The organism is Cupriavidus sp. BIS7 (assembly GCF_000292345.1).
GTDB lineage: Bacteria > Pseudomonadota > Gammaproteobacteria > Burkholderiales > Burkholderiaceae > Cupriavidus.
The window spans coordinates 1-926 of the sequence record NZ_ALOU01000124.1; the positions used below are offsets into that span (position 1 = coordinate 1).

General features: G+C 65.4%; 2 protein-coding genes. Both read left to right on the forward strand.

All coding sequences use genetic code 11. The annotated features are described in order from the left end of the window. On the forward strand, positions 1–334 hold a 334-nt coding region (locus B552_RS0126815), incomplete at its 5' end, for an ABC transporter ATP-binding protein (RefSeq protein WP_019452147.1). Next, positions 331–926 (forward strand): hypothetical protein (locus B552_RS28000; RefSeq protein WP_019452148.1); only part of this gene is annotated, 596 nt, incomplete at its 3' end. The genes B552_RS0126815 and B552_RS28000, both read left to right, overlap by 4 nt.

The following is a 926-nucleotide window of genomic DNA, read 5'->3' on the forward strand; positions in this document are numbered from 1 at the left end:
GCTGCTGCTCGACGAACCGTCCGCCGCGATGGACTGGCGCAACCAGGCGTTGACGCTGCGGCTGCTGGCCGACCTCGCCGCTGACGGAATCACCACGCTGTTCAGCACCCATTCGCCACAGCATGCGCTGGAATTTGCCAGTCATGCGGTGTTGCTGTTCGGGGAGGGCAGCCATGCCTTCGGTACGCCGGACACGGTCATGGACGAGGCTGCACTGTCGCGGCTGTATCGCATGCGCGTGCGCCGCGTCCGTCTGGAGGAACTTCCCGGAGCCGGCACAGCCGTGCCGGTGTTTTCACAACCGTTGATGGAGAACCCGAAATCATCACCATGAACAACGTCCTGCACGTCCGTGCCATCTCTCACGAGCTGCCGGCCTTTACCGCGCTGCTGCAGGCGCGCGGCATGGAGTCCCGCTCATTACGCGACCTGCGCAGCGAGGATTTCCAGGGCCGTCGCACCATCCTGATCGAGGCGCATATCGACCAGCGTGCGCTGCTGACCCATCGCGCCATGCTGCGCACGCATCTTGATGCCGGCGGCACTTTGGTCTTCAACGGCCATCTCGTCTATCCGGTCTTCGACGAACTGGAACCTTATCGCGTGGCGGCCGGCCGTGGCGTTGAAGACCTGATGGTGGAGCGCGTGCATGCACACCCGGTGTTCGAAGGTGTTGCATGCGAAGACCTGAGTTTCCGGCGCGGAGTGGCCGGGTTCTACGGCCGGGGCGCCAATCCGGCTCCGCGCGGCGCCGTGGTGCTGCATCGCCTGCGCAAGGACGGTTCGCCGCTGGACTGGGTGTGGCAACGCCCGGCCGGTGGGCAGGTCTTCATGCACGGCGGCAACACCTGCTGGATGTACATCAACGATCAGACCTCCGCCGCGCGCATCGCGCCACAGATGCTGGACTGGATCGAGGCGGGCGC